The organism is Acinetobacter sp. ESL0695, assembly GCF_029392135.1.
Classification (GTDB): Bacteria; Pseudomonadota; Gammaproteobacteria; order Pseudomonadales; family Moraxellaceae; genus Acinetobacter; species Acinetobacter pollinis.
The window spans coordinates 570,380-596,140 of record NZ_CP113932.1 but is presented as its reverse complement, the minus strand read 5'-3'; the positions used below and the strand labels follow the sequence as shown (position 1 = coordinate 596,140).

Below are 25,761 nucleotides of genomic sequence, written 5' to 3'. Positions count from 1 at the left end.
AAGTTTTTATGAGGAATCAGGTCATTGAATATTGGGCTTAAGCGTGTTCGTCAGATTAAATATCGTGCCTCTTTACTTTATAACCTCCGAATGGCAATCGCCTTTTTGGGCACAGCATTTATTCCATACTTCTTAAATTTTCAGATTGCGACTATTCCGCTCACTTTAGGGGTTGTTGCAGCAGGTCTCAGTGATATTGACGATCGTTTTACCGTTCGAATTATGAATCTTGCTTATACCTATTTAGGCTTTTTCATTGCGGCGAGTGCGATTCAACTTCTCTTTCCCTACCCAATCATCTTCGCTATCAGCTTACTATTTGCTTGCATATGCTGGGTTTTACTTGGCTCTCTAGGTCGACGTTACGCTACGATTTCTTATGGCTGCCTTGTTGTCTCTGTATATAGTATGCTTGGTGTACACTTATTTGACACTTGGTATATACAACCTTCTTTATTGGTTATTGGCGCAATTTGGTATGGTATTTTATCGACCATCAGTTACTTAATCTTTCCTATTCAACCCGTACAAGAAAAACTTGCACTCAGTTACTCCTCTCTAGGCAATTTTCTATTTGCCAAAGCAAACTTATTCGATGTCGACATGACAGATGAAAGTTATAAACAAAGCTGGATCGATCTATCGTTAGAAAACAGTAAGCTTATTCAGCTATTTAATGAAATGAAAATTTCACTGCTCACGCGCCTTAAAGGAGATCGAGGAAGAAAAAGTACACGGCGTAGCTTACAATATTATTTTGTTGCACAAGATATTCACGAAAGAGCAGATTCATCGCATATCGACTATCAAGTTTTAGTGGAATACTTTAAACATAGCGATATTATTTTTCGCTTCCAGAGGATTTTATCTCTACAGGGCAAAGCTTGCAAAGATCTCAGCGACAGCATTCGACACCGCACAAAGTATGAACATAACATTCGATTTAAACAGGCCTTTGAAAACCTTAACCTGTCATTAAAGCAATTAAGACAAGATTATCCCAACGATCCAATGTGGGTTAATGCCTTACACTCCCTGTATAAAAACCTAAAGTCTATAGATAGTCAGTTAATTAATCTCGAAACTGAACAAGCGATAAATATCGGAACAAGTCAGCAAGAGAGTCTACTTCTTAAAGATGATGATTTAAAAGGTTTTTCAGATATCGTGCTACGCATTAAACAGAATTTCACACCTGAGTCTGTTTTATTTAGACATGCGATTCGCATTGGTATCGTCTTATTTTTTGCATATATTTTTATTCAAACAACGCATATTACTTATGGTTTTTGGATATTACTCACTGCATTATTTGTTAGCCAACCCAATTTTAATGCAACGAAACGACGTTTAAGACTACGCATTATTGGCACGCTAATGGGTGTGATTGTAGGTTTTGGGATTTTATATTTTATTCCTTCAACTGAAGGGCAGCTCACATTACTGGTGATTAGTGGTATCTTATTCTTCGAGCTTCGTAGTAAACAATATGCTCAAGCCACTGCATTTATTACAATTCTAGCATTAATCAATTTCAATTTAGATGGTGGCTTTGGCTATAGTGCAGCCTTACCAAGGCTATTAGATACAATGATTGGTTGTTTCTTTGCTTGGCTGGGTGTTACTTTCATTTTTCCAGATTGGAAATTTAGACGATTGCCTAGAAATATTAAAAAAGCATTCCAAGCACAGTGCGACTATTTAAATGAGGTTGTAAAGCAATACCATCATGGAAAAAGTAATAGTCTAGACTATCGTTTTACACGTCGCGCAGCACATAATAGTGATGCAGAATTGGCATCTGTTATTTCAACATTAGCCACTGAACCTTTTTATAATGCTTCGAAAAAGACACAGTCTTTTGACTTACTCTGCTTAAACCATACCTTATTAAGCTATATTGCAGCACTCGGTGCCCACCGAGAAAAAATTGAAGATCCTGACATTTTAAAATTGCTTGATCAAGCACTCAGTGATATTACAGGTGTGCTACTACATGATGAAATGCCAGACTTAACAGTAAGTAATGTTTTACAAAACATTCGAGAGCGCTTGTCCCAAGACGATGCGAATGATCAACTTGCGATTGTCATTTTACAGCAATTGTCGTTAATGTTTGGTATTCTAGGACAGTTAAGAACGCTTAAACAAAGTTTAAGTTATGAACAAGACGACTCTAGTGCGTTTGCATCTCTTTAAAAGATGCTCACGCCTAAACCTGATTAAATGGTACACTTTTTAAAGTTTAATATCTGTAAAGATTCACTATGACAGCTAAAAATTTATATGCATACACTTTACAACCAGTAAGTTATGAAGTGTCTGAAGCAGAACAACGAAATGCCCAACTCACCATTTGGCGCAGTACAAATAAAATTGGTATGAAAGCTTGGGCAATTATGGGCGTTGTCGTTTTACTTTCAATTTTAGGTATTGTTTTAATAAAAAATTATTCTACTATTTTTTGCTGGGTTGCTCTTGCCTGTGTGGCAATCTATCTACTTATACGAAAATACGGATTAGAGTGGTATGTAAAAAGAAAAATGAATGAGTTCCCTACTCAAGACATTAAAGGCATACGACTAGGTGTACAACCCTCAGGCATTGTAATGCGCCAGAAAGTAGGACTACAAGAAGGTGTCGGATCTGTTGGCTGGAAAGATATGTACGAATGGTACGATACACCAGATTTTTTACTCATTAACTTTAAGCTAAAAGATCAACAAGGTGCATACATTTTACCAAAACGTATGGATAGCAAAAACTTTGCCTTTTCAACAATTCGTAAGCATTTAAAAGAATCTGTTGGACAGCCTAAAAATATTTAAATTTAAAAAAACTCCTTTTTTAAAAGGAGTTTTTTTTCATCTAAAAAAATAAATGATAATTAATGCCATATGTAAAATAATAACATTTAGACTCAATAATTCGTTATAATCGCCAAATATTTATACGCTATCTCTTCTTTATTGTCAGTATTTACTTATGCTAAAAAAGACCCTCTTCCAACTCCATTGGTTCTTCGGGATTACAGCAGGTCTCATCTTGTCCATTATTGGTGTTACAGGTGCGCTCTATTCTTACGATCAACAAATTTTAAAATGGTTTAACCAAGATAGTTATGTTGTTCAAGTTGCAGATTCCCCTAAGCTTACACCAGATCAAATTTATCAAAAACTACTCACTAAAGATCCTGAGCTACAAATTAATAGTATTACGATGATGCAAGCACCAGATGCTTCCTCTATTGTAAATATAAAAAAAGAGGGAGAGCGTAAAGGTCTAGATCTTATGATTAACCCTTACACCGGTGATACACTTCCTCAAGTTCAAGGAAAAGAAGTCTTTCAGTTCATTCTCAGACTGCACCGAAATCTTACTTTAGGCCCTGTAGGTACGCAAATTACAGGTGCATGTGCACTCATGCTCATTTACTTTGTCCTAAGCGGTATCTATCTACGTTGGCCCAAAAAACATACTTTAAAACAATGGGTCTTTATAAAACCTAAACTTAAAGGTAGAAATTTTATTTGGGATCTACATGCTGTTGTAGGTACATGGGTTATTGTGTTCTACCTTCTTTTTGCTGTCACAGGATTATATTGGTCTTATGATTGGTGGCGCGATGGTATGTTTAAAGTTATGGGTGTCGACCGCCCACAGCCTATGCAAATGATGCAAGGTAAAGGTAGCCGTGATGGAGAACATCAACATAAAATTTCTAACGATGACGTCACTCAAGCGCTATATAAAACATGGAATGGATTTAGTCAGAGCTATCCAAACGGATTTTCTAGTTTAACCTTAACTATTCCTAAAAAAAATAATAATCAGGTCGACCTGACATTTGTAGACCCTTCACCACAACATGAACGTGCACGTAATACCGCAACTTATGACTATGCGACAAATAAAATTGATGCATTGAAGAAATACGAAGATAAAAAACTCAATGAAAAAATAATGACTAGCATGCTTCCTGTACATAGAGGAAGTTTCTTTGGACCAATTTGGCAATTTATTGCAATGCTTGCATCTCTTGCTATGCCCCTATTTTTTGTGACAGGCATTTTGCTATATCTAAAAAGGCGTAAACAAAAGAAACTTACAGCACAGGCCAAACAAAGCCATATCGTATTGCCTAACTCTAGTACCAATAAAGATGCTTGGCTCATCGTGTATGCTTCACAAACAGGTACTGCAGAACAAATTGCTTGGCATACGTCTGCCAGTTTACAAGAAAAACAACAGTTCGTAACGGTCAAAGCAATTCATAAGATAGATGCCACAGATCTTAGCAACCACTCACGTATATTATTCATTATAAGTACGTACGGTACAGGAGATGCTCCTGATCTTGCTAGTGGTTTTGTTAAAAAAATAATGACCCAAAAATTAGACTTATCACATCTAAATTATGCAGTACTTGCATTGGGTTCTAAAGAATATGTTGATAGCTATTGTCAATTCGGACATATGGTTAATGAGTGGTTGAAACAACAAAATGCCCTACCATTCTTTCAACCTATAGAAGTTGATAATTTAGATCCTAATGCGATCGAGTTATGGTATACCTCTTTAGCTCAAAGCACACAGCTTGATCTAAATATAGTTGAAGAAGACATTCATTTTGAAAACTGTACATTACTCAGTAAGAAGCATAGTAATCCTGAAAGCCAAGGTGCTCCAATTTATCTACTTAATTTTGATATACCAACAGACATGACTTGGAAAGCTGGTGATATTGCTGAAACACAACCAATGAATACCAGAGTGCACATTCAAGCATTTCTTTCTGAAAATAATTTAGATATAAACAATGAGAAATTTTACTCTCTTCTAGCAGACAAAGATCTTAAACACTTCTCCACTGATAAACAACTAGAAGACCTACCAACGTTACCTACTAGAGAATATTCAATTGCGAGTATTCCTGAGCAAGGTTATTTGCAATTGGTTGTAAGGTTACATTCATCTACCGAAAAGCCTTTCGAATATGGTTTAGGCTCTGGTTGGTTATGTAAATATACAGATATTGGCTCTAAGGTTGCGCTACGTATTCGAACAAATGAGAATTTCCATTTAATCGCAGATAATAGACCAATTATACTTATTGGGAATGGCACTGGAATTGCTGGTCTTATGAGTTTATTACAGCAAAGAAAACAGCTTAACTATAAAAATAATTGGTTAATTTTTGGTGAGCGTCAAAAAGGCAAAGACTTCACCTATCAAGCTGAATTAGAAAATCTACAGAGTATGGATTACTTAGTACACTTAGATCTCGCATTCTCTAGAGATGCAGATAATGGATATTATGTACAACATAAACTCAAACATCAGGCTTTAGAGCTTAAAAAATGGGTCTCAGAAGGTGCCATTATTTATGTGTGTGGAAGTATTAATACGATGGCACGTGAAGTAGATGAAATGCTTATTCATATTTTAGGCGAAGAACTCGTAGATGAATTAAGAGAGACAGATCGCTATAAACGAGATGTCTATTAAAACGAATATAGCCGAGTACATACTCGGCTTTTTTATATTATAAAAAGCAAAATAAGATTAATACAAGGATTAGTATATTTTTGGAAATTTTAAAGTTTGGATATGGTGGGCGCTGACGGGATCGAACCGCCGACATTCTGCTTGTAAGGCAGACGCTCTACCAACTGAGCTAAGCGCCCTTTTCGTCTGAATAGACTAAAGGATATAAGTCTTAAATGGCGCAGCGGACGGGACTCGAACCCGCGACCCTCGGCGTGACAGGCCGATATTCTAACCAACTGAACTACCGCTGCATAATCTTTATAAAAGGACTTATTCTTTTATAAGTTATGGTGGGCGCTGACGGGATCGAACCGCCGACATTCTGCTTGTAAGGCAGACGCTCTACCAACTGAGCTAAGCGCCCTTTTCGTCTAAAAAGACAAGGGTATAAGTCTTAAATGGCGCAGCGGACGGGACTCGAACCCGCGACCCTCGGCGTGACAGGCCGATATTCTAACCAACTGAACTACCGCTGCATAATCTTTATAAAAGGACTTATTCTTTTATAAGTTATGGTGGGCGCTGACGGGATCGAACCGCCGACATTCTGCTTGTAAGGCAGACGCTCTACCAACTGAGCTAAGCGCCCAAGCTCTATCTGTAAATGGCGCAGCGGACGGGACTCGAACCCGCGACCCTCGGCGTGACAGGCCGATATTCTAACCAACTGAACTACCGCTGCACTTACAGGTATAACTTGCACAAACAAAATCTTAAATGGCGCAGCGGACGGGACTCGAACCCGCGACCCTCGGCGTGACAGGCCGATATTCTAACCAACTGAACTACCGCTGCACTTAAGACTTCAACGTAAGAGTGGTGGGCGCTGACGGGATCGAACCGCCGACATTCTGCTTGTAAGGCAGACGCTCTACCAACTGAGCTAAGCGCCCTCTAACGTGTTTATCGTTTGTGAGGTGCATTATAGAGAATCTATTCGGTGTGTCAAACGCTTTTATCACTCTTTGTATTTTTTTGCGATTAAATGATTAAAAAATAAGTCAAAACATCATATTTCGCTCATTTTTTCACAATCTTCTGCAATATAAACCAATGCACCTTCTTCCATCGCATTAAATAAATGAATCAGATCTGCATTATGCATACGGATACAACCATGAGATAAAGGAATTCCCATCGGATTTATGTCTGGTGTACCATGTATATAAATATAACGTTGGTATGTATCTACCCCTTCACCTAAGTTTTTGCCTAACTCTAACCCTTTAAGCCATAAAATTCGCGTTAATATCCAGTCTCTTTCAGGATATTGGTCAGCATATACTGAAGAATAAATTTCACCTGTCGGTTGGCGACCAACAAAAACCGTATTTTGAGGTGCATTCTTTCCTATTTTTTGCTCAATCGTGTGCCAGCCTCTGGGTGTTTTTCCTGAATTTTCTTGTTCCCCTGCTCCATTTAAAGCTGTAGAAATTTTGAATTTTAGTTTGAGCTTTGGCAGAACTAATGTTTGTTTTGCAATATCAACCAAGACATCTACATCTTTAATGTCAAATTTTTCCTGCTTAATCATATTATCCTTTATATCTTTTGGTTCAGGTCTGAGACATAGCCAAATCGCGACAATTAACATTGTTGTGTCGGTAAAAATTTTTACCCATATTGGTGCCGATGTGAATATCATTAAGATGCCACTACCTAACATCATCAAACAAGCAATCCACTTTACCTTACGTGTAACACTACCATTTTTACGCCAATTTCTGAGTGACTCACCATATTTGGGATGATTTAGTAACCATTCATCGACTTGAGGCCATCCTTTAGATGCAGCCCACGCAGCTAAAATGAGAAATACCGTCGTAGGCATCCCAGGTAAGATTGCACCAATTCCACCAAGCACAATAAATAATATTACCAATATTCGCCAAAATAGTGTTTTCATCACACGATTCATTCCTTATATCTTCCATAATTTAGTTTTTTAAATCATGCTTACAGCTACCCCAAATTATTTTATGCCGAATTATAAGATGAAACATCAATATTTTTTCGAACCTTGGTTGTCATACTCTCATCCTGTAGTTCGACAACTTGCCTTTTGTATTGCAAGCCCAAATATTATACAAGCGATACCTAACGATCTCACAATTCATCATGCCTTTTCATTTCACACGAATGAAGATTGGTATGAATATTATGATCAATATAAAACACGCTTAAATGAACTTGACCAAAACCCAACCCCTTTACTTGATTTTTTATCTCAGCTTAAAAGCACGCGACTTGGTTTAAGATTTGAAATGTTCTTATGGTTTTGGCTATTAGATGAAGACTATCATCACTTTAAAGTTTTGGGGCATAGCGTACAACAAATCTTAGGATCTAAAACACTAGGTGAATTAGACTTTGTAGTCTTAAATAAAAAAAACGACCGCATTGAACACTGGGAAGTGGCTCTAAAATACTATTTGGCCGAGAAAAATATGCAATTTAATGACTGGTTTGGGTTAAATAGAGATGATAAATTAGAAAAAAAACTTTCTCATGCAACCTATAGGCAATTTCAATTTGATCATGCTCTTGGTTATTCAATCGATCAAAAAATTGCTGTGTTTAAAGGACAACTTTATATTTCTCTAAAGGAGCAAAATAATTTACCCCACTGGATTAATCCTGAGAGACGGCTTGGCTACTGGGGAAACACTATTTTACCAAATTTTTATCGATTAAGCCGTCAGGAATGGATAACCCCAAACTTAAAGCCCACGTCACCTATAGCTCAATGGTGGATTAATGGGTTATATCATCATGTAAATGATGAATTATTTTATATGTATCGCGCAGCATCACCACTTTATATTTATTAAAATAAAATAACAATTTGATTACAATCCAACCATAAAATTTAATACTTCTTTTATTTTAATTTGGTTATTCTAAAGTCAGAAATTAACTACAATAAATGACATACCTAGGAGAAAATCATGAAAAAAGTTATTTTTGCTTCAATTGCAATTGCTGCTGTTACTTTAACTGGCTGTAATACATTCCGTGGGGTTGGACAAGATGTATCTAGCGCTGGGCATGCAGTATCAAGTACAGCAACAAAAGCACAGTCTCAAATGAAATAATTTAGTAAGAATATAAAGCCCTACTCTTTTGAGTGGGGCTTTTTTTATTTTTGATTATTTTAAATTCTGCTTTATGATAATGGGTTAACTTTCAATGATGTTAAAATTTATTTATGCAGTCTTCAGAAACACTCGATCTTAGCTTAGAACTTTTACAACAACCCTCTGTTACACCAAACGATCATACATGCCAAGATATTATTGCAGCACGTCTTTCAAAGATTGGCTTCAATATTGAGTCAATGCGGTTTGAAGATGTAGATAACTTATGGGCACGTAAAGGTACTACTGAACCCGTTTTCTGTTTTGCCGGCCATACAGATGTCGTTCCAACAGGTAGCCTAGAAGCATGGGACTCTGCCCCTTTCGCACCTGAAATTCGTGATGGAAAACTTTATGGTCGAGGTAGTGCAGATATGAAGACTGCCCTAGCTGCAATGGTCGTCGCGACAGAGCGTTTCATAGAAAAGCATCCTCAACATAAAGGTTCTATAGCGTACCTCATTACATCTGATGAAGAGGGGCCTGCAAAAAATGGAACAGTGAAGGTTATTGAAACGTTAGAAAATCGTCAGGAAAAAATTAAATGGTGTCTTGTTGGTGAGCCGTCAAGTACAAATACACTTGGTGATATTGTAAAAAATGGTCGTAGAGGTTCGCTAAACGCTAAAATTATTGTTCAGGGTAAACAAGGTCATGTTGCTTACCCACACCTCGCGAAAAACCCGATTCATCTTGCAACAGCAGCCATTGATGAATTATGTAAGACAGTTTGGGATGAAGGTAATGAATACTTTCCTGCGACTTCATTTCAAATTTCTAATATACATGCGGGCACAGGTGCAACGAATGTTATTCCCGATACATTAGAAATTACATGTAATTTTAGATTCTCTACAGAAGTCACTGCTGAAGAATTAAAAGCACGTGTGACTGCTATTTTAGATAAAAACGATTTAGATTATGATATTACATGGAATCTTTCTGGACTTCCATTTATTACGCCTGTTGGCGATCTTGTTAAAGCTACACAGCAAGCCATTGAAAAAACGACTGGCTCATGCACACAACTTTCTACCAGTGGTGGTACATCTGATGGCCGATTTATTGCCCCTACAGGCGCTCAAGTGATTGAACTTGGCGTATTGAATGCAACAATTCATCAGGTGAATGAACACGTGAATGTAGCTGATTTAGAGCCTCTTGCTCAAATTTATGAGGAAATATTGGTCAATTTACTTGCATAAAAAAAGGGCTTTAAGCCCTTTTTTTATTTGATGATACTTTCGTAAATTGGGTCTAATTTAGGAATTTGGCACATCTCATTTCGAATGCTTACATACTGAAATACTTCAGCCTTAGCTTCTACATTCTCATCAATATCGACAACTTCCGAAATACGTAACCGTAGTGGTTCAGGCATTTCATTACATAAAATCACAAATCGACGACTTGGCATCTCACCTTCTACAATTAATGCAGTACCTTCATCTAAATCAGGTTGATGTATTGCATACACTGGAAGCTCTAGATCATGCCAATTAATCGTTTTTACACCTGTACGGTGACTCTGTACAGATAAAATAAGGTTCTGAGGCAGTATCATTGGTGGTTGTTGATGACATTCAATCTTAAAAATATCAACAAAACCTGTTGAAACTGCAATCAGATCACTTAACCCTTGTGCAGATGCAATATTTAAATCAGTTTGCACCATCGATTTATTCACCATCTTGCTCACCTTTAGATGCCTTTAACGCATTTTCAATTTGCTCAAGTAAAGTATCTTCTTGGAATGGTTTACCCATATAATCATTTACACCAAGACTTAAGGCACGCTCGCGATGCTTTTCACCTGTTCTTGATGTAATCATAATGATTGGAAGATGATGATGAATCTCATGGTGACGTACTTGGTTCGCAACTTCGAAACCATCCATTCGAGGCATCTCAATATCCAACAACATAACATCTGGACGTATTGTTTCTAACTTTTCAATGGCATCGACACCATCTTTTGCAGTCACAATCTCATAACCATTACGTTCAAGGAGTCTTGATGTCACTTTACGTACTGTCACAGAGTCATCGACAATCATCACTAGATGTCTAACATCTGCTTTTTGACGTTGATGATCAAGCTCACTTGCCAAGTTGACACTACGTTGACTGTTTTGCGCAACTCGGGCAATGTTTTGTCCATCTAAGATGAGACACACTTTACCATCACCAAGAATTGTTGCTCCACTGAGTACTTCAATATCTTTCAATTGATTATCAAGTGGTTTCACCACAATCTCTACACGCGACCCAACCAACTGATCCACAAGCAATGCAATTGTTTGGTTGTTATAACCTTTTAGTAAAATAACAGGTAAAGATTCATTTGTATTAAAAGTAGGTTGCTTTGCATAACCCAAGAATTCTGAAATATAACGTAAGCGATATTGCTTACCTTCAATTTCACAATATTCTGAGGAGCTTGCAAAATACTCTTCTACAACTGTTGGTTGTAAGCGTACAATACGCTCAATTTGAGACAACGGTAATGCAAACTGCTGATTCACTGCCTTAATCATAAGGGCATCAGTCACTGCAACAATTGTTGGAATTTGAATTGTAAACTTTGTCCCTTTATTTGGTACAGAGTTCACTGAAATAATTCCACCAAGTGCACGGATATGACTTCTTACAACATCAAGCCCTACACCACGACCAGATAATTGCGTCACTTCACTTGCTGTTGAGAATCCTGAGTGGAAAATATACTGTAAGATATCTTCATCAGACAGATGATCATTACTCGAAATTAACCCTTTTGACTCTGCTTTACGACGAACCTTCGCAACATTAATTCCTCGACCATCATCTTCGATATCAATAATAATATCTGTACCTTGACGATTTAGAGAAATTTTCAGTTTACCTGCTTTAGGTTTATCTGCTTTAAGTCTTTCACGCGAATCCTCAATACCATGGTCGATGGCATTACGAATCATATGTTCTAAAGGTGCGACAAGCTTATCTAAGATACTTCTATCGACTTCTAGACGTGAATTATTCACTTCAAAATCTACTGCACGATTTACAGTACCCGAGGTTTGCCTTACGAGTCTTTGTAATCGAGATTCAATTAATGAAAAGCTCACAAGCCTTACACTAGTCAAATGATCATAGATATCTGTTTGAATACGCGCTTGCTCTAATAAAAGAGATTCAGAGTCGCGAATTTTCTCCGCAAGTGTCGCTTTAAAATCAAGTAAATCCGATGCAGACTCGGCAAGTGACTTAGACAATTGGTTTAAAGACGAATATTGGTCCATTTCTAATGGGTCAAAGTCTTCATACTGCCCATCATCGACGGTATGTTTTGCTAAGATTTGCGTTTCAAGCTCACCTTCCATTCGACGCAACTGGTCAGATAGACGCTTAACTGCAAGCTCCATCTCAGACAATGTTGCGCTGAATTGGTTCATTCCCATCTCTACACGAGATCGGTTAATTGAACTTTCTGCAGTCAGGTTAGAGACTTTATCAACGAGATTAGATGATATTCGAATCATCTCAGATGTCTGAGAAGCCTCACTATCATTTTCCCATTCACCCATCATCGATGGTGGTTCAGCACCATCTCCTGTAACATACTGAGGGCCACCAGCAATTGCATTTACATCAATACTTTCATCAGAAAGTTGCATTTTCTGTAATGCTTTCTTAGTTTCAGCTAAATCGACTTTACTCGCATCTTCACCATCTAAAATACGACGTATTTTATTAAAGATACTAAAGATTAGACTATCATGAACATCTGTACTGACTTGATAAACTGCAAATTTTTCAAATGCATCAACCAGTAGGTTTGCAAACTCAAAGACAATCCCTTTTTCAATCGCTTTTGCATCATCAAAGAGTACGTGTGCTGTACGCTGAACAGAAAGTAGTAAGCTACGATTTCGACGATCATCCGTCCATGCTGTAAATGCTTTAACCAAATTGTTTAACTGGCCAGAGGCATGATCTCTAAATTCAGGTGTAATTGCCGCAAAATTCGAAACTTCACTTTCTGTAACAGATGGCTGAGTATTGACTGGCTCTACTTTAGTAGGATTCGTCTGATCGAATGACGTATCATACTGATAAACACCACCTTTTAGATGATCCAATATACTGAGTGTATGTTCATTCGAATAGTCAATACCAGAATGACGGATCGTGTCAATGCGGTCTGCCAATTGATCTTGAATAAGTCGAACAATATCTATGAGTGATTGACTTGGATCTATTTTTTGATAAATCAAAGACTCATAAATTGTTTCTAAATGGTGGGCAATTAAACCAAAATTCTCAGCCTGAATCATATTTGCACTCCCTTTAAGGGTATGTAAATATCTCATCAGATTTTTAAGTGCATCAGTGTCGCTAAAGTTATCTTGGAATGCAGATAAATCGATGTCTATCTGTCCCATAATCTCTTCAGCTTCATCGAGGAAAATTTCAATGAGTTCGGCATCATCTAAGATATTAGACGTATAATTCGAAACTGTTTGTTTATCCAAGCTCAACTTTTGAATAATTTGTTGAATCGAATTCTCTGATGTCTGTTTCGCTTTTTGGGTAATATTTGTGTCACTCAATTCCTTCTCTTCAAAATATTCAGATTCAGAGAATAAGTGACTGATTTGACCAATAGCTTCACTAAGATCATCTTTATGACTTAGTAATATCTGATTAATTTGCCCCGAAGCAATGTAATCAAAATAAATAATTAGATTATCATGTGATTCATTCAGAAGTGGTGCTGCCTTCTTCAGAAGATCATAATCTGTAAATGCAATTGTAAGTAAAAGAATATAACCTTCTCTTAATTTAGAAATATAATCTTCTAAATCAAATAAATGTTTTTCTTTTGCCCAATCTACCAAGTTTTCACTTTGGTCAATTAATGTTGTTAAATAATCCTCAGCAGCGTCCCAAACAAGTGTAGGAAACTCTTCGCTAATATCTAGTAAGTCATCAACACCTAGCTCGACAATTTCATTAATAAGTGGTTTATCTGTATCCACCACTTTAATGTATTGCGAATAATTGTCCCATACACTTTGGAATTTTTCTGTCGCTTCGTCTCTCAAAGACGCATTACCCTCTTTGAGACCCTGTAAATAGTGAGATAAAAAGTCTGCAAACTGTGGTAAAAGATCTAAACTTAAATGTAGCTCATTTCTTTCTTGTAGTTCACTATTTAGTGACAATTCAACATTTGCACTTGCAACACAAATCGGCTCTATATGAGCCATACCTGAACTGCCTTTTAGCGTATGTATGCTACGAACAAGTGAAGCTGTTTGTTTAGATGTAGGTTGAGCTTCATCTAAATACTGACGAATCGTATCTAAGTGCTCATAAGCCTCATCAAAGTAAATTGCCAGCGTTTCCTGAGAAATAACTACCCCATTAATTACAGGTGCTGACGTATCAATTTCTTCGGTTTCTGGTAATGCCTCATCAACACGATCTAGCTCTTTTTCATTTATAGATGGAGCTACTTGGGTTGATTCTGGCTCTTCTTGTGGAATTTCTTCCTCGACAGCTTGGCCATGGAGTAGCATTGCTTTTAGTGATGGATCAACTTCTTGCTGATCTTTCAATGCTTTACCAAGATATACGAAAGGTCGAATATCTGTATCTAATGCTTCATGACGCTCAATAAAAGGATAGACCTCCGAGCTATAAAACTCGAATGCCTTTAAGCAATACAGTTGAATATCCGATGTAATTTTATCGTTATCATGAAGAATACTATTTAATAGATCTTCAACACACCAAGCAAGCTCACCTGCTTGATTTGCACCCACCATTCGTCCAGAACCTTTCAATGTATGGAAATGGCGGCGTATTGTCTTTACACACTCAATATCATGTAGATTTTCCTGCCAAACTACAAACAGGTCTTTAAGCTCTACAATGATTTCTGCAGCTTCTTCGATAAAAATATCGATAATTTCTGCATCTTGATCTAAATAGCTATCTTCCGGCAAAGGAACGTCTGCTATTAGCTTTTGCACTAATTCATTCATCGCTTGCTCAAACTTTATCTGTTTAGCCTGAGTAATTACAGTTGACCTATAGGCTTATAGGTCAACGTAATGGCTAAAATATCTAAGATAATTAGAGAATATAAGAGGGCTACATTTATTCTGGTAGCTTAAAGTCAGATACAGACTCTCTTAATGACTCCGCCATGTTTGCAAGCTCAGAAACAGATTGTGCTGTATCGAAGGTCGCAGAAGTTGTTTGAGCGGTAATTTCTTGTACAACATTCATCGTATCTGCAATTTGACTTGCTGAAGCTGACTGTAACTGTGCTGCGCTAGAAATGTTACCAATCAACTGCGCAAGCGAGGTAGATACCGTTTGAATCTCATCAAGTGCGAGACCGGCATCCTTCGCTAAGTTTGCACCACGTACAACCTCAGATGTTGTTTGTTCCATTGAAATTACGGCTTCGTTTGTATCGGCCTGAATCGTACGTACTAATCCATCAATCTGTTTTGTTGCAGATGCAGAACGTTCAGCTAGACGCTGTACTTCATCGGCTACAACCGCGAAGCCTCGACCTGCTTCACCCGCCATAGATGCCTGAATTGCTGCATTTAATGCCAAGATGTTTGTTTGGTCTGCAATATCATTAATTAACGATACGATGTTACCAATTTCTTGTGAAGATTCACCAAGACGCTTAATACGCTTAGATGTTTCTTGAATCTGTTCACGAATATTATCCATACCATGCATAGAGCGGTTTACGACATCTGCACCATTCGATGCAATTTCAACCGAACGTTTCGCAACTTCTGTAGACTCATTCGCGTTGTTTGATACTTCACCAATAGACAATACAATTGCGTTAATTGCCTTAGATGCACCAGAAATTTGATCTGATTGTTGTTGCGATGCTTGTGTCAAGCTGCTTGTTACTTGTTGCGTATTTTGTGTATAGACAGAAACTTCTTGTGATGTCTGATAAATACGCGATACCAAGTCACGTAATTGGTCAATTGCGAAGTTAATCGAGTCGGCAATTGCCCCCGTAAAGTCTTCAGATACTGTTGCATAACTACGTAAGTCACCATCGGCCAAGTCGGCAATTTCATCAAGTAATCGTAAAATTGCTTCTTGGTTACGGTCATACTCTTCTTTTAATTCTTGAATACGCTCTTTATCGGCTTCGGCACGTAAACCAAATAATTTATAAAGAGAATACATGAATGAAACAAAGCCAAGTAAAAGTAGTACTCGTGGAATGTATACACTTACTAATGAAGAAACTGAAATTTCATCAAGATTTTTTAACAGGATATCTGATTCTTGAATAATAAATGCAGATGCTTTTTGTACTGCAGTTACTTTATTTGAGTTATTAAATACAATCGCAGCATCCGTTTTTACAACTTCATCGTACTGCTTTTTCATATCAATAAGTTTATTACGAAGATCTGCATCTGCAACTTTTTCAACACCTAGATCTAAGTCACCTTCAATCTGTGCATTCAAATAAGTACCAAATGTTTCTGTGGTATCTTTAAACTCGTTTGCTGCATCTGTATTCTCAGCTTTCGTTACACTTGTAATATCATGCATCGATCTAAGCATACGTTCTGCTAGAACAACTTGGTCTTTCGCATTTGCAATTTGACCTGTAGGTAAACGACGTTTCACCATTTCATCAACGATCAAGTTATACTGAGATTGTATCCCAGGAATAATTTGGTCCATCTTAATCGTTGTTGCTCTTAAATCGCTCAAAATTGTTTTATTGCTTGTTACAACATCAATTTTTTCGGAGATTTCAGCCCACTCTTTATCAATTTTACCAACATCACCTTTAACTTCGAAAGAACCCTCAACAATCTTTAAGTTTTCTTTAAAAAGATCTCTACTCTCTCTTAATCTCGCAAAAGACTCATCAGAACCTGTTGTCGATGTTGCATCGACCACTTGACGAGAAGCAATCTGTGATAAAAGTTTTAAGTTAGATAAACTTTGAGTTACCTCATTATGCTTTGAAGTACTATAGAAAATAGCAAGCAAAATAAAGAATGTAAAAATAATACTAAAAAATGCGACTAGGATTAATGGTCTTACCGCTTTTTTCTTACCAAAACCACTACCTACTTCATTTAAATAAGCATCTAGTTTCCTAAAAATGCCGTTACTACTTCCCGTATCTTTAAAGCCCATGTGGCTTCTCCCCCTAAAAATCAACAGTATGTAACAAGATAATCTATAAACAATTAGTTTAGTGCAGTCGTAATTTGTCTAAAGTCTTTAATTAATTTGCTAAACAAGAAAACATTCCAAGTTTTTTGATCATAGTCAAAATACCCAGAACAATATTTTTCTACACTTGTATTTAGCTTAGAATTACGCGAAAAAAAGCTTTGTTTATTAAAATGCTGAAGCCCCGTTACTTCATCGACCATCAGACCAATATAGTGATCCTGATGTTGCAAACATAAGATTTTTTGCTGTCGCGTTCTTTTTGTCGGCTTATTCAATAAATATTCCGTGAGATCAACGACAGTTAATAGCTGTCCACGTATATTTGATAAACCTTTTAACCAAGACTCTCCTTTAGGGACAGGTGTCAGACTAGGACAGTACATGACCTCGGCCACCTCACCTAAAGGCACAACAAAAGATTGCTCTTGTAATTCAAAAGCAATCCCAGACCATCTATTTACACTATCAGCAATCGCTTGCTGATGTTTGTCGCCCTGTCTCGCAAGGCGTAGTAACTCAAGAAAGCCATTTGCCGCCATAATAGGACCTAACTAAATTCTTTTATAAAAGATTTAACTGAACTGCATCAATTAATGCTTGCTCATCTACTGGTTTAGTTAGGTAATCTTTGGCGCCCTGACGTTTACCCCATACGCGATCTGTCTCTTGATCTTTCGTACTAACAATAATGACTGGAATATCTTTTGTATGTTCAGAGCGAGAAATTTGACGCGTTGCTTGGAAACCATTAACACCTGGCATCACTACATCCATAAGGATAAGGTCTGGTTTTTCTGCTGCTGCCACAGTTACACCATCTGCACCATTGTTCGCTTCAATTACTTCAAAGCCATGTTTTGTCAATATTTCTCTAAAACGAAATACTTCAGTCGGTGAATCGTCAATAATTAAAATACGCTTTGCTTTCATTTTGTTCCCCCAAAATTACAAAAAAAATCAGCTACTTCACATAAGTGCGAATAGCATTTACTAACTCATCTTTACTAAACGGTTTGGTTAGGTACTCATCTGACCCAACAATTTGCCCTTTGGCACGATCGAACAAGCCATCTTTACTTGATAGCATGATAATTGGTGTGTCTTTATACTGCTGTGAATTTTTAATCAAAGCACATGTTTGATAGCCATCTAGACGTGGCATCATGATATCAATAAAGATGATATCTGGACTGGTCTCTGTAATTTTTGACAATGCTTCAAAACCATCAACAGCAGTGATCACTTCAAACCCTTCGCGCTGTAATAGCGTTTCTGCTGTGCGACGAATAGTTTTAGAATCGTCAATGACCATTACCTTTAGACTGCTCATTTTATCCCCTTGCATTAGAATGATGCGTTAAATGCTCATCTAATCAGTTAATTTATTTAGTCAACAACTTTTCGAGCTTATTACTTACTATTAAACATTCATTTAGTGGAATTTTCAATAAATAAATTAATACAAACTCACTAACCATATCATTTATAAATTAATATTCTTTTACAACTCAAACTATTTCAACTAATTTCAAAATAACACTTGAGCATTAAAAAGTATTCAGTTGATAATAGCGTACTTATTACTCTATTTATTACTTTTTTGAGACTCTAATGTACTTAAAACACGTTTTTTCACCAAAAAGTCGTCGTCATTTAAGCAAAACAATTTTGTCTTCTTTCTTTGTGTCATTTTTTTTCTTTATTTTTAATCAAACCAGTTTTGCAACAACTTGGTACAGATATTATGATCGTCAAGGGGTACCATTAATTAGTACATCTGTTTCTCCAGAACATATACGTAATGGATATGATGTACTCAATGGGAATATGGAACTTATACAAAAAGTACCTGCATTACAAAATACTGAAATATCTAGACAAAAACGGGAACAAGAAGCCGAACAAGATGTTTTAAATGAAAAAGTTCGACAAATTTATACGCATAGTAATATTGCAACTAAACGTAAAAATAATTTATTACGGGGAATTCAAGATAAAATTGCTTTACAACGCAAACAGTATGATTCTTTACAAGGATATTTAAGAGACCTTCGTCATGATGAGTTTGAGCTCCTATATCGAAATAAAATTGTACCGAAATCATTGAAAAATAATATTGAGCAAACCACAAATCGTATTCGTGACTCACAAAAGAAAATGAACGATTTACAAACTCAATATGAACAAACTGAACAGCAATACGACAAGATCATTAATAGATTAAAAAAATTGGAAGAACGCTAGCCAGAAGTTATTTACTTCTTCGTCATTTTCTACCAAACTGCACGATTAGACTTTGATGGTTTAACGGTCGCCTTACTTTTAATGATGTAAAGTAAAGTTTGTATTTTATTTTTGGTATTAGGACAACTTCAAATGCGCGCGAGTCGCTTTTTGTTTGCAACACTCAGAGAGAACCCGAGCGATGCTGAAATTATTTCACATCAGCTCATGCTTCGAGCAGGGATGATTCGTAAACTTGCGTCAGGATTATATACATGGTTACCCACGGGTAAACGTGTCCTGAATAAGATTGAAAAAATCATTAAAGAAGAAATGGATCGCTCTGGTGCACTAGAAGTCTTCATGCCTGTTGTTCAGCCTGCAAGCTTATGGCAAGAATCAGGTCGTTTTGAACAGTACGGTCCTGAGTTAACACGTTTCAAAGATCGTCATAACAATGATTTTGTGCTTGGCCCAACACATGAAGAAGTAATTACAGATCTGGTACGCAATGAACTGAAAAGTTATAAGCAATTGCCTTTGAATTTTTATCAGGTTCAAACCAAATTTAGAGACGAAATTCGTCCTCGCTTTGGTATTATGAGATCACGTGAATTTATTATGAAAGATGCTTATTCTTTTCATATTAATCAAGCATCTCTACAAGAAACCTATGAGGTTATGTACGATACCTATTGTCGTATTTTCACACGTCTTGGTTTAAACTTTAGACCAGTACAAGCAGATACAGGTTCTATTGGTGGTTCTGCTTCGCATGAGTTTCATGTACTTGCATCAAGTGGTGAAGATGCTATCGTTTTTTCAACGGAGTCAAACTTTGCTGCAAATGTTGAAAAAGCAGAAGCTATTTTAGTAGGTGATAGACCAACTGCTCAACAGGACATGCAAATCGTAGATACACCAAATCAAAATACGATTGCTAAAGTTTCCGATTATCTGAAGGTACCTGCACAACAAACAGTAAAAGCGTTACTGGTTCAAGGTGTGGCTTCAGAAGAAAATCCACAAATTCCTGTAGTCGCATTATTTGTACGTGGTGATCACGAACTAAACACTATTAAGGCAGAATCACACCCACATATTGCAGCTCCGCTCACGTTTGCTACAGAAGAGCAGCTCGCATCGCATGGTTTAACTGCTGGATATATTGGACCACAAGGCCTAAAAGAGAAAGGCATTACTGTCATTGTAGATCGAGCAGCTTCTATACTTTCAGATTTTGTAGCAGGTGCTAATACAGTAGACCAACATGCTACTGGTCTTAACTGGGACAGAGATGCTACCTATTCTGAAGTCTATGACTTGCGTAATGTAGTAGATGGCGATCCATCTCCAGATGGTCATGGCACGTTACAAATTAAACGTGGTATTGAAGTTGGTCATATTTTCCAACTCGGACAGAAGTATTCAGAAGCATTAAATTGCACTGTACTTGGTGAAGATGGAAAGCCGACTATTGTTTCTATGGGTTGCTATGGCATTGGTGTTACCCGCGTCATTGCAGCAGCAATAGAACAAAATCACGATGATAAAGGCATTATTTGGCCAAAAGCATTAGCACCTTTTGATATTGCGATTGTCCCAATGAATGGACATAAATCTCCTCGCACGCTTGAAGCTGCAGAAGAACTTTATGAAGAGTTACTAAAGCTAGGTTACGATGTATTGCTCGATGACCGAAATGAACGTCCGGGTGTTAAATTCTCCGACCTTGAATTAACTGGTATTCCTCATCGTATTGTTATTGGAGAAAAGGGTCTAGATGCAGGCACTTTCGAATACAAAGGCCGTAGAGATGAGACAGCTACGAACCTAAATAAAGATGAACTTTTAGAAAAACTGAAAAGTTAATCCAAAAAAACCGCTCAAAATGAGCGGTTTTTTTATGCTTTAGGTAATGTTACACCTGTTTGACCTTGGTATTTGCCACCACGGTCTTTGTAGGATGTCTCACATACTTCATCACTTTCAAAAAATAGCATTTGCGCAACACCCTCTCCCGCATAAATTCTTGCAGGAAGATTCGTCGTATTCGAAAATTCTAATGTCACATGACCTTCCCACTCTGGCTCAAGTGGTGTGACGTTAACAATAATACCACAGCGTGCATATGTCGATTTTCCTAGGCATACAGTTAATACATTTCGTGGGATACGGAAATACTCCACTGTGCGCGCTAAAGCAAATGAGTTAGGTGGAATAATACATACATCTGATTCAATATTAATGAAACTCTTATCATCAAAATTTTTAGGATCTACAATTGCCGAATGCACATTTGTAAATACTTTGAACTCAGGTGCACAACGTACATCGTATCCATAACTTGAAACACCATATGAAATCAGCTTTTCACCTTGATCATTAAAACGAACCTGATTTTCTGCATAAGGTTCAATCATGCCATGTTCACGGCTCATCTCGCGAATCCAACGATCAGATTTAATTGCCATATTTATTCCAAATTAAATAATCATATCTCTGCACGTACTTTAACTGAAAATATAACTGATTCAAAGTCGTGTATTGGGCTACTTCACGAAATTATTCAGCAACAGGTTTTTGACTTCTTCTCCCCGTCCAGAAAGAAGTGCTTTGACCGCATATAAAGAAGTAGATGTAACCTGATTAAGATGAGGGTCAGGAGGCATAACTAACTCTACAGGGTTGGTATGAACGTCTAATAATGCTGGACCAGCATGTTCTAAAAATTCCTGTACCGCTTGCTCTAGTCCCTCTCCTGTTTTAATAGTACGACCATAAAAACCAATTACTTCTGCCAATTTCCCGAAATCGGGATTCATTAAATCTGTATAATGATCTAAAAGTCCCTCAACTTTCTGCTCTAATTCCACAAAATTTAAAGAACTATTATTTAAAACAACAATTTTTATGGGTAGTTTTTCTTGAACCGCTGTTAATAAATCGCCTAAAAGCATGGCTAAGCCACCATCACCACAAATAGCAATGACTTGTCTAGATGGAAATGCCTTTTGTATACCTAAAGCCTGAGGCATTGCATTTGCCATCGTGCCATGCAATAAACTGGTCAATGTTCTACGCTTTCCATTCACATCAATATGGCGCAAAATCCAGACCATTGGAGAACCACCATCTGCTGTAAAAAATGCATCATCTGTAGCATATCTATTCAGTAAAGAAACGACATATTGTGGATGTATTAAGCCATTTTTGCCGACCCTCTCCTCTTCTTTACGCGTTTGATCACTTTGCTGCTTAAGCGATAGTATATGCGTTAGAAACGAGCTATCACTTTTCTCATTGAGCAAAGGCAATAATGCATCCAAAGTCGTATGAATTTGCCCTACTGCTCCAATTTCAATTGGATGACGTCGCCCTAAGTGTTCTGGGTTAATATCTATCTGTATAATTTTAGTATGATGTGGATAATACTGAGACCATGCAAAGTCGGCTCCAAGTAATATTAATAAGTCACAATCCATGAGAGCATGATAGCCAGCTTTAGCACCAAATACGCCCGTCATTCCTACATTATAAGGATTGTCATATTCGATAAAATCTTTGGAACGTGAAGTATGCGCAATTGGTGCTTTAATTTTTTCTGCTAACTGAATAAGTTGCTTATGTGCCTGTGCTGCACCAACACCTGCATAAATCGTTATATTCTCACAGCTATTGATTAATTCTTTAATTTCATAAAGTTCATTCTGTGCGGGTAAAACTTGAGGATTAGTAACATAAGTACGAAAACTATCATCATCTTCTATGTGAGCTTCACTAATGTTTGCAGGAACAATAACAACCGCAACCCCTTTCTTATTTATAGCTGCCTGACAAGCGAGCGTAAAAATACGACGTGCTTGAGATGCTTGTGTAATTTCCTCACAAAATACGCTACATTTTTCATAAACAGATTTAAAATCGACATATTGAGGAAAATCAACAAATCCCGCTATATCTGTTGAAAGCTGGCTCGCAATAAGTATGACAGGTGCCTTATTACGATGAGACTCATAGAGACCATTAATAAAGTGCAAACTGCCCGGGCCACAAGAACCTGCGCATGCTGTTAGTTCTCCACTCATTAAACTATCTGCACCTGCAGCAAAACCACCTACTTCTTCATGGCGTACATGAACCCAATCGATTTTACTTTTTGCTATAGAATTGGTTATATGATTTAGTGTATCACCTACAATGCCATAACATCGTTTTACACCTGCATCCTCTAAAACTTCTACAATTAGATCCGATACTTTTTTTGTCATCTCTATTTCCTTTAATATTATTTTTTTACGACTTATTAATGTATTTTCTTCTCTTTTTTAAAAAAAATACGTTCACTTATGTCTCAAATTTGTATAGAAATATCACTTTATATTTTATATAGACAAATAAAAAAGATAGCTATTAAAGCTATCTTTTAAAAAGAAAAAACATCGTTTTAAGGCATGTCACTATGCTTTATATCAAATGCTTTACGCATAATTTTAGTATTAGGATTACCTGTAATTGGATCATCCGGATAATATCCTACATGCATCACACCTTGCTGATACAAAGATTTAATCGTATCTGCTAACTCCTGTGTCGGAATAGGCTTACTGTTTTGTCTCCAATCAACCGCTTGTAATTCAACAACAGATTTACGAATACCATTTGGATATTGTTTCAAACGTTTCACAATGTCTGCATAAAACTTCTTCTGATCTTTCGCCTGCTCCATATATGGCATCGCCATAATCGCAGTGAAGTCATATTTGTTTAATGACTCTTCTAACGATTGTGAGTACCACGTTGAAGCATAAGGGTTAAGTACAACTTGTGCATACATGTTACGTGCTGTTAACAATGCAGGTTGGTATTGTCTAACCTCTCCTGCCAATTGTAACGCAAAGTTATCTAAGTAATTTGTTTTAAATGTTTTAAATATGTCCACTTTTGTAGACTCTTGTCATCTTTACGTATGGCTTCTAAGTCTGTCGGTAAACCTGCCTTTTTATACGCCTGTAATGCAGCCGGACTCGCATCTTCATAATCAGATAATGTCGCATCATCATGGAATAACACACCATCAATTGTTGCCGACTTACCTAAATCTTGGTAAATCCCCTCAATAATCTTTCTCGCTGGTGCTGAAAATGGTGACAAACGAATGTAACCCATATTTAAGTGATCACTGTTCTTCGGCTGTTGCGTCACCACAAGGTCTTTAGACACAGGATTCGACTTTGGAAGCTCCCATGCCAATAAAGGCATCCATGCATAAATGCGTTGTACTTGCGTACGTGAGGAAATCTGCCAAGCCACGCGGTTAAATAAATCCTGACGCATTGGAATGTAGCGGTTTGGGAAATACACCATGTCCGCTGAACCATTGGCATCTGGATCGGAGAAAGCTTGTAGGTAAACTGTCGTCACATTCATCTTCTGAATGCGATCAAGCAACGCGCCTAAATTCTTTTCTTCCTGCTTCTGATCTTTGTCGTAGATATAATCTAAATCTACATGCATGATTTTTGTGGACGGTAGTTATCGCCTAGATTCTTTTCTCGGCTCTCAATTTCTCGTCCTAAATCATCCAAAGTCATGTCATGCTCAACCAATATACGGTTAAGCGCACCTAACGATTTCTTCAAATAAGCAGGGCCATCATCAAGCGTAATGGTCACAGGCATACCCAATTGTTTGGCTATACGTACAGTTTCCATATTATAACGACCATAAGGCCACACCATTACTCGAGGTACAGGTACACCATTGGCCTTAAACGCTTCGTTGTTTTTCTTTAAGTCGTTATAGATACGTCGGTTATATTCACCATCCCCTTCGTACTTCTTAGTCTTGGGATTATAAATACGTGTTGTTGCTGCAGGCTCTGAGTTGCCTTGTGGATTACCAATTACACCATGGTGTAAGTCATAACTATGACTGGCAATCTCAACATAACCACTGTCACTCATTTCTTTAATTTGTGGCCACGTTAAAATCTTATTACGTACCACAAGCTCATCACCGAAGTGGACTTCTTGGTTTGCAGGTGTATCTACCCATGCACCAACGACGGCCAAAACGACAGGAATCTTATTTTCTTTAACAAACGGATAGATATTGCTATAAAACGATTCATAGCCATCATCTACCGTTAATAAAACTGGTTTTGCAGGCAAGGTATATTTACCTGCATGGGCTTTAAGCAAGTCATTTACTGATATAAAGTGAAAGCCGTTTTGTTGTAACCATTTAACTTGTTTTTCAAAGTTTTCTGTGGTTACCGCATAAAATGGAATTAATGCATCATTTGCTTGGTTGGTTACCTCATGATATCCAATGACCGTGAGGGTTGTTGGCTGAATGTGAGGTTTCTTCGCTGCATACAACGACGGAGAAATGCCTAACATGGCTAAACTAACACAGCCGGCAACGACTGAACCTAAAAAACGAGTAAGCATAGAGGGTCCATTTTACTATTAGATTTTTATGATAAGCTATTTTTGTAATCAGGTACATTTTCAAGATTACATACACAGATGTTATAATATAACAATTAAAATGCGCTTAAGTATTATAGTGATAAATCAGAGCTGACTTTATAAAACCTACATTTCTC

General features: G+C 37.2%; 17 protein-coding genes, 8 tRNA genes and 2 pseudogenes. 8 read left to right on the top strand and 19 right to left on the bottom strand.

Going from position 1 to position 25,761, the window contains the following annotated elements; genetic code table 11:
* Nucleotides 1–24: 24 nt before the first annotated feature.
* From yccS to OZX61_RS02795, 3 genes are all read left to right on the top strand, one after another.
* Nucleotides 25–2,199 carry a YccS family putative transporter gene (gene yccS, locus OZX61_RS02805; RefSeq protein ID WP_277095249.1) on the top strand — a complete coding sequence of 725 codons (2,175 nt, stop codon included), beginning with the start codon at nt 25–27 and terminating at the stop codon, nt 2,197–2,199.
* A 68-nt stretch (nt 2,200–2,267) separates the two neighbouring features.
* A complete protein-coding gene (locus OZX61_RS02800) occupies nt 2,268–2,828 on the top strand; it encodes a YcxB family protein (RefSeq protein ID WP_195770688.1) in 561 nt (186 codons plus the stop codon).
* 157 nt (nt 2,829–2,985) lie between these two features.
* Nucleotides 2,986–5,508, top strand: coding sequence for a PepSY domain-containing protein (locus OZX61_RS02795; protein ID WP_277095248.1), 2,523 nt, complete (start codon nt 2,986–2,988; stop codon nt 5,506–5,508).
* Nucleotides 5,509–5,611: 103 nt separating this feature from the next.
* Here OZX61_RS02795 and OZX61_RS02790 read toward each other — a convergent pair.
* The 10 genes and pseudogenes from OZX61_RS02790 to OZX61_RS02745 form a co-directional block, all read right to left on the bottom strand.
* A tRNA-Val gene (locus tag OZX61_RS02790) sits at nt 5,612–5,687 on the bottom strand.
* A 37-nt stretch (nt 5,688–5,724) separates the two neighbouring features.
* Nucleotides 5,725–5,801: transfer RNA gene (locus OZX61_RS02785), tRNA-Asp, on the bottom strand.
* A 37-nt stretch (nt 5,802–5,838) separates the two neighbouring features.
* Nucleotides 5,839–5,914, bottom strand: a tRNA-Val gene (locus tag OZX61_RS02780).
* Nucleotides 5,915–5,949: 35 nt separating this feature from the next.
* Nucleotides 5,950–6,026: transfer RNA gene (locus tag OZX61_RS02775), tRNA-Asp, on the bottom strand.
* 37 nt (nt 6,027–6,063) lie between these two features.
* Nucleotides 6,064–6,139 (bottom strand) — tRNA-Val (locus OZX61_RS02770).
* A gap of 16 nt (nt 6,140–6,155) precedes the next feature.
* Nucleotides 6,156–6,232: transfer RNA gene (locus OZX61_RS02765), tRNA-Asp, on the bottom strand.
* 36 nt (nt 6,233–6,268) lie between these two features.
* A tRNA-Asp gene (locus tag OZX61_RS02760) sits at nt 6,269–6,345 on the bottom strand.
* A gap of 22 nt (nt 6,346–6,367) precedes the next feature.
* Nucleotides 6,368–6,443, bottom strand: a tRNA-Val gene (locus OZX61_RS02755).
* Nucleotides 6,444–6,559: 116 nt separating this feature from the next.
* Nucleotides 6,560–7,084, bottom strand: coding sequence for a L,D-transpeptidase (locus OZX61_RS02750; protein ID WP_277095617.1), 525 nt, complete (start codon nt 7,082–7,084; stop codon nt 6,560–6,562).
* Nucleotides 7,085–7,087: 3 nt separating this feature from the next.
* Nucleotides 7,088–7,456: pseudogene (locus tag OZX61_RS02745) on the bottom strand (YbaN family protein); the annotation flags it as partial.
* Nucleotides 7,457–7,529: 73 nt separating this feature from the next.
* On the opposite strand from OZX61_RS02745, the gene OZX61_RS02740 reads away from it, so the two are divergent.
* The 3 genes from OZX61_RS02740 (at nt 7,530) to dapE (ending at nt 9,892) form a co-directional block, all read left to right on the top strand.
* Nucleotides 7,530–8,381, top strand: coding sequence for a DUF1853 family protein (locus OZX61_RS02740; protein WP_277095616.1), 852 nt, complete (start codon nt 7,530–7,532; stop codon nt 8,379–8,381).
* Nucleotides 8,382–8,498: 117 nt separating this feature from the next.
* Nucleotides 8,499–8,645, top strand: coding sequence for an entericidin A/B family lipoprotein (locus tag OZX61_RS02735; protein ID WP_195770690.1), 147 nt, complete (start codon nt 8,499–8,501; stop codon nt 8,643–8,645).
* Nucleotides 8,646–8,758: 113 nt separating this feature from the next.
* Nucleotides 8,759–9,892, top strand: a complete 1,134-nt coding sequence (gene dapE / locus OZX61_RS02730) for a succinyl-diaminopimelate desuccinylase (RefSeq protein ID WP_196337996.1) — start codon at nt 8,759–8,761, stop codon at nt 9,890–9,892.
* 23 nt (nt 9,893–9,915) lie between these two features.
* Here dapE and OZX61_RS02725 read toward each other — a convergent pair whose 3' ends face one another.
* The 6 genes from OZX61_RS02725 to pilG form a co-directional block, all read right to left on the bottom strand.
* Nucleotides 9,916–10,362: a hypothetical protein gene (locus tag OZX61_RS02725; RefSeq protein WP_195770710.1), complete on the bottom strand. Its 447-nt coding sequence runs from the start codon at nt 10,360–10,362 to the stop codon at nt 9,916–9,918.
* Between the two features lie 4 nt (nt 10,363–10,366).
* Nucleotides 10,367–14,719 carry an Hpt domain-containing protein gene (locus tag OZX61_RS02720; RefSeq protein WP_277095247.1) on the bottom strand — a complete coding sequence of 1,451 codons (4,353 nt, stop codon included), beginning with the start codon at nt 14,717–14,719 and terminating at the stop codon, nt 10,367–10,369.
* 115 nt (nt 14,720–14,834) lie between these two features.
* The gene (locus OZX61_RS02715; RefSeq protein WP_277095246.1) at nt 14,835–16,883 is read right to left on the bottom strand and encodes a methyl-accepting chemotaxis protein; all 2,049 of its coding nucleotides are present in this window, start codon (nt 16,881–16,883) and stop codon (nt 14,835–14,837) included.
* 53 nt (nt 16,884–16,936) lie between these two features.
* Complete coding sequence (locus OZX61_RS02710; protein ID WP_277095245.1) at nt 16,937–17,464, bottom strand: chemotaxis protein CheW; 528 nt, start codon at nt 17,462–17,464, stop codon at nt 16,937–16,939.
* Between the two features lie 22 nt (nt 17,465–17,486).
* The gene (locus OZX61_RS02705) at nt 17,487–17,855 is read right to left on the bottom strand and encodes a response regulator (protein WP_277095244.1); all 369 of its coding nucleotides are present in this window, start codon (nt 17,853–17,855) and stop codon (nt 17,487–17,489) included.
* 31 nt (nt 17,856–17,886) lie between these two features.
* The gene (gene pilG / locus OZX61_RS02700) at nt 17,887–18,255 is read right to left on the bottom strand and encodes a twitching motility response regulator PilG (RefSeq protein WP_195770696.1); all 369 of its coding nucleotides are present in this window, start codon (nt 18,253–18,255) and stop codon (nt 17,887–17,889) included.
* A gap of 281 nt (nt 18,256–18,536) precedes the next feature.
* Between pilG and OZX61_RS02695 the strand changes: the two genes are divergently transcribed.
* Together OZX61_RS02695 and OZX61_RS02690 are read left to right on the top strand one after the other, a co-directional pair.
* Nucleotides 18,537–19,169, top strand: a complete 633-nt coding sequence (locus tag OZX61_RS02695) for a hypothetical protein (RefSeq protein WP_277095243.1) — start codon at nt 18,537–18,539, stop codon at nt 19,167–19,169.
* A 132-nt stretch (nt 19,170–19,301) separates the two neighbouring features.
* On the top strand, nt 19,302–21,020 hold the full coding sequence (locus OZX61_RS02690; RefSeq protein ID WP_277095242.1) for a proline--tRNA ligase: 1,719 nt from the start codon (nt 19,302–19,304) through the stop codon (nt 21,018–21,020).
* 32 nt (nt 21,021–21,052) lie between these two features.
* Here the strand turns inward: OZX61_RS02690 and dcd are convergent, their stop codons facing one another.
* From dcd to pgaB, 3 genes and pseudogenes are all read right to left on the bottom strand, one after another.
* Nucleotides 21,053–21,622 carry a dCTP deaminase gene (dcd, locus tag OZX61_RS02685; RefSeq protein WP_023273668.1) on the bottom strand — a complete coding sequence of 190 codons (570 nt, stop codon included), beginning with the start codon at nt 21,620–21,622 and terminating at the stop codon, nt 21,053–21,055.
* Between the two features lie 78 nt (nt 21,623–21,700).
* The gene (locus tag OZX61_RS02680) at nt 21,701–23,419 is read right to left on the bottom strand and encodes a thiamine pyrophosphate-dependent enzyme (RefSeq protein ID WP_277095241.1); all 1,719 of its coding nucleotides are present in this window, start codon (nt 23,417–23,419) and stop codon (nt 21,701–21,703) included.
* Nucleotides 23,420–23,595: 176 nt separating this feature from the next.
* Nucleotides 23,596–25,603: pseudogene (gene pgaB, locus OZX61_RS02675) on the bottom strand (poly-beta-1,6-N-acetyl-D-glucosamine N-deacetylase PgaB).
* Between the last annotated feature and the right edge of the window lie 158 nt (nt 25,604–25,761).

Coding starts and splice junctions, on each gene's coding strand:
- OZX61_RS02800 (WP_195770688.1), top strand. CDS start 2,268: ATGACAGCTAAAAATTTATATGCATACACTTTACAACCAGTAAGTTAT.
- OZX61_RS02795 (WP_277095248.1), top strand. CDS start 2,986: ATGCTAAAAAAGACCCTCTTCCAACTCCATTGGTTCTTCGGGATTACA.
- OZX61_RS02750 (WP_277095617.1), bottom strand. CDS start 7,084: ATGATTAAGCAGGAAAAATTTGACATTAAAGATGTAGATGTCTTGGTT.
- OZX61_RS02740 (WP_277095616.1), top strand. CDS start 7,530: ATGCCGAATTATAAGATGAAACATCAATATTTTTTCGAACCTTGGTTG.
- OZX61_RS02735 (WP_195770690.1), top strand. CDS start 8,499: ATGAAAAAAGTTATTTTTGCTTCAATTGCAATTGCTGCTGTTACTTTA.
- dapE (WP_196337996.1), top strand. CDS start 8,759: ATGCAGTCTTCAGAAACACTCGATCTTAGCTTAGAACTTTTACAACAA.
- OZX61_RS02725 (WP_195770710.1), bottom strand. CDS start 10,362: ATGGTGCAAACTGATTTAAATATTGCATCTGCACAAGGGTTAAGTGAT.
- OZX61_RS02720 (WP_277095247.1), bottom strand. CDS start 14,719: ATGAATGAATTAGTGCAAAAGCTAATAGCAGACGTTCCTTTGCCGGAA.
- OZX61_RS02715 (WP_277095246.1), bottom strand. CDS start 16,883: ATGGGCTTTAAAGATACGGGAAGTAGTAACGGCATTTTTAGGAAACTA.
- OZX61_RS02710 (WP_277095245.1), bottom strand. CDS start 17,464: ATGGCGGCAAATGGCTTTCTTGAGTTACTACGCCTTGCGAGACAGGGC.
- OZX61_RS02705 (WP_277095244.1), bottom strand. CDS start 17,855: ATGAAAGCAAAGCGTATTTTAATTATTGACGATTCACCGACTGAAGTA.
- pilG (WP_195770696.1), bottom strand. CDS start 18,255: ATGAGCAGTCTAAAGGTAATGGTCATTGACGATTCTAAAACTATTCGT.
- OZX61_RS02695 (WP_277095243.1), top strand. CDS start 18,537: ATGTACTTAAAACACGTTTTTTCACCAAAAAGTCGTCGTCATTTAAGC.
- OZX61_RS02690 (WP_277095242.1), top strand. CDS start 19,302: ATGCGCGCGAGTCGCTTTTTGTTTGCAACACTCAGAGAGAACCCGAGC.
- dcd (WP_023273668.1), bottom strand. CDS start 21,622: ATGGCAATTAAATCTGATCGTTGGATTCGCGAGATGAGCCGTGAACAT.
- OZX61_RS02680 (WP_277095241.1), bottom strand. CDS start 23,419: ATGACAAAAAAAGTATCGGATCTAATTGTAGAAGTTTTAGAGGATGCA.